Source organism: Blastomonas natatoria, from assembly GCF_003201955.1.
Lineage (GTDB): Bacteria > Pseudomonadota > Alphaproteobacteria > Sphingomonadales > Sphingomonadaceae > Blastomonas > Blastomonas natatoria.
On sequence record NZ_QJJM01000036.1, the window covers coordinates 2,501 to 5,776 of the forward strand.

General features: G+C 53.7%; 1 tRNA gene and 2 rRNA genes. All 3 read left to right on the forward strand.

Features of this window, described 5'->3' with window-relative positions:
• Positions 1 to 27 precede the first annotated feature (27 nt).
• A 23S ribosomal RNA gene (locus C7451_RS19415) occupies positions 28 to 2,817 on the forward strand.
• 132 nt (positions 2,818 to 2,949) lie between these two features.
• Positions 2,950 to 3,064: ribosomal RNA gene (gene rrf / locus C7451_RS19420) — 5S ribosomal RNA — on the forward strand.
• Positions 3,065 to 3,191: 127 nt separating this feature from the next.
• Positions 3,192 to 3,268, forward strand: a tRNA-Met gene (locus C7451_RS19425).
• Positions 3,269 to 3,276 lie beyond the last annotated feature (8 nt).

Below are 3,276 nucleotides of genomic sequence, written 5' to 3' on the forward strand. Positions count from 1 at the left end.
AGTGCTGACATTGGTGGTGTGGACTTTCAAGCGTGAGGTAAGAGCATTTGGTGGATGCCTTGGCATGTACAGGCGATGAAGGACGTGGCACGCTGCGATAAGCGTGGGGGAGCCGTGAGCAGGCTTTGATCCCGCGATTTCCGAATGGGGAAACCCACCCTCACCATTTCATTTCGCTGCTGGTTTTCCAGTGTCGGAGTGAGGTGGATAGGGTATCACCTTGGTGAATAAAATAGCCTTGGTGAAGCGAACCCGGAGAACTGAAACATCTCAGTACCCGGAGGAAAAGACATCAACCGAGATTCCGTTAGTAGTGGCGAGCGAACGCGGACCAGGCCAGTGCCTGATGTTGAGTTAGCAGAACATTCTGGAAAGTTTGACCATAGCGGGTGACAGTCCCGTATGCGAAAGCGAAACATCAGGACTTGAGTAGGGCGGGACACGTGAAATCCTGTCTGAACATGGGGGGACCACCCTCCAAGCCTAAATACTCGTACATGACCGATAGCGAACAAGTACCGTGAGGGAAAGGTGAAAAGCACCCCGATGAGGGGAGTGAAACAGTACCTGAAACCGAATGCTTACAATCAGTTGGAGGGTCCTTGAGGCCTGACAGCGTACCTCTTGTATAATGGGTCAGTGACTTAATCTATCAAGCGAGCTTAAGCCGTTAGGTGTAGGCGCAGCGAAAGCGAGTCTGAACAGGGCGACTGAGTTTGATGGATTAGACCCGAAACCCGGCGATCTAGGCATGACCAGGCTGAAGGTGCGGTAACACGCACTGGAGGGCCGAACCGTTTAATGTTGAAAAATTATCGGATGAGTTGTGTTTAGGGGTGAAAGGCCAATCAAGCCGGGAAATAGCTGGTTCTCCGCGAAATCTATTTAGGTAGAGCGTCGGATGTTTACCTGTGGGGGTAGAGCACTGGATGGGCTAGGGGGTCGCGAGATCTACCAAACCTAACCAAACTCCGAATACCACAGAGTTAGTCCGGCAGACAGACGGCGGGTGCTAAGGTCCGTCGTCAAAAGGGAAACAGCCCTAACCTACAGCTAAGGTCCCCAAATCGTATCTAAGTGGGAAAGCATGTGGGATTTCCAAAACAACCAGGAGGTTGGCTTAGAAGCAGCCATCCTTTAAAGAAAGCGTAACAGCTCACTGGTCTAAATAAGAGATCCTGCGGCGAAAATGTAACGGGGCTCAAGATACGTACCGAAGCTTAGGGTGTGCATTTATGCACGCGGTAGCGGAGCGTTCCGTAAGCCTGTGAAGCGGGAGGGTAACCGACCGTGGAGGTATCGGAAGTGAGAATGCTGACATGAGTAGCGATAAAGAGGGTGAGATGCCCTCTCGCCGAAATCCCAAGGGTTCCTGCTTAAAGCTAATCTGAGCAGGGTGAGCCGGCCCCTAAGACGAGCCCGAAGGGGGTAGTCGATGGGAACCACGTTAATATTCGTGGGCCTGGAGGTGTGTGACGGATGGCGTAAGTTGTCAGGCCTTATTGGATTGGTCTGGCTTCGAAGTTGTCCCAGGAAATAGCCCCTCCGTATAGACCGTACCCTAAACCGACACAGGTGGGATGGTAGAGTATACCAAGGCGCTTGAGAGAAGTGTACTGAAGGAACTCGGCAAATTACCTCCGTAACTTCGGGAGAAGGAGGCCCCACATATGGGCAACCATGTGTGGGGGGCACAAGCCAGGGGGTAGCGACTGTTTAGCAAAAACACAGGACTCTGCTAAGTCGGCTTCAAGACGACGTATAGGGTCTGACGCCTGCCCGGTGCTGGAAGGTTAAGAGGAGGAGTGCAAGCTCTGAATTGAAGCCCCAGTAAACGGCGGCCGTAACTATAACGGTCCTAAGGTAGCGAAATTCCTTGTCGGGTAAGTTCCGACCTGCACGAATGGCGTAACGACTTCCCCACTGTCTCCAGTACATGCTCAGCGAAATTGAATTCTCCGTGAAGATGCGGAGTACCCGCGGTTAGACGGAAAGACCCCGTGCACCTTTACTGCAGCTTCAGAGTGGCATTAGGAAAGAACTGTGTAGCATAGGTGGGAGGCTTTGAAGCGACGGCGCCAGCTGTCGTGGAGCCATAGGTGAAATACCACCCTGTTGTTTTCTGATGTCTAACCACGCACCGTTATCCGGTGCTGGGACCCTCTGTGGCGGGTAGTTTGACTGGGGCGGTCGCCTCCTAAAGAGTAACGGAGGCGCGCGATGGTGAGCTCAGGACGGTTGGAAACCGTCTGTTAGAGTGCAATGGCATAAGCTCGCCTGACTGCGAGACTGACGAGTCGAGCAGAGACGAAAGTCGGTCATAGTGATCCGGTGGTCCCTCGTGGAAGGGCCATCGCTCAACGGATAAAAGGTACGCCGGGGATAACAGGCTGATGATTCCCAAGAGCTCATATCGACGGAATCGTTTGGCACCTCGATGTCGGCTCATCACATCCTGGGGCTGGAGCAGGTCCCAAGGGTTTGGCTGTTCGCCAATTAAAGTGGTACGTGAGCTGGGTTCAGAACGTCGCGAGACAGTTTGGTCCCTATCTGCCGTGGGCGTCGATAATTGAGAGGAGTTGACCCTAGTACGAGAGGACCGGGTTGAACATACCTCTGGTGTACCTGTCATTGCGCCAGCAGTGCAGCAGGGTAGCTATGTATGGACGGGATAACCGCTGAAAGCATCTAAGCGGGAAGCCTCCCTCAAGATAAGTTATCATCGAGTCGTGGAAGACCACCACGTTGATAGGCCGGGTGTGGAAGTGCGGTAACGCATGGAGCTAACCGGTCCTAATTACTCTGTTCGCGCTTGTAAGTCCCACCATCAATGTCAGCATTGGTGATATGGATGATATCCAGGCCGGATGTTCGCCAAATACCTACCCGAAATGCATGTCGTCCCCGCACGGGCATCGATCAAAACCCCTTTGTGCACCTGCTTCATTGCTTGGTGGCCATAGCGTCAGTGACCCACCCGATCCCATCTCGAACTCGGCCGTGAAACCTGACTGCGCCGATGGTACTACCGCTTAAGCGTTGGAAGAGTAGGGCGTCGCCAGGCATTGAAGCCGGTGCGCAAAGAAAAAAACCCATTCATGATCTCAAAAACCGCCCTCGGCAAACCGCCAGGGCGGTTTTTTGGCCTCTCAACAGGCCCAGGGCTGCCACACACGCAGCCCTCTTGGTGGCGCGGGATGGAGCAGCCCGGTAGCTCGTCAGGCTCATAACCTGAAGGTCGCAGGTTCAAATCCTGCTCCCGCAACCAACTTAACT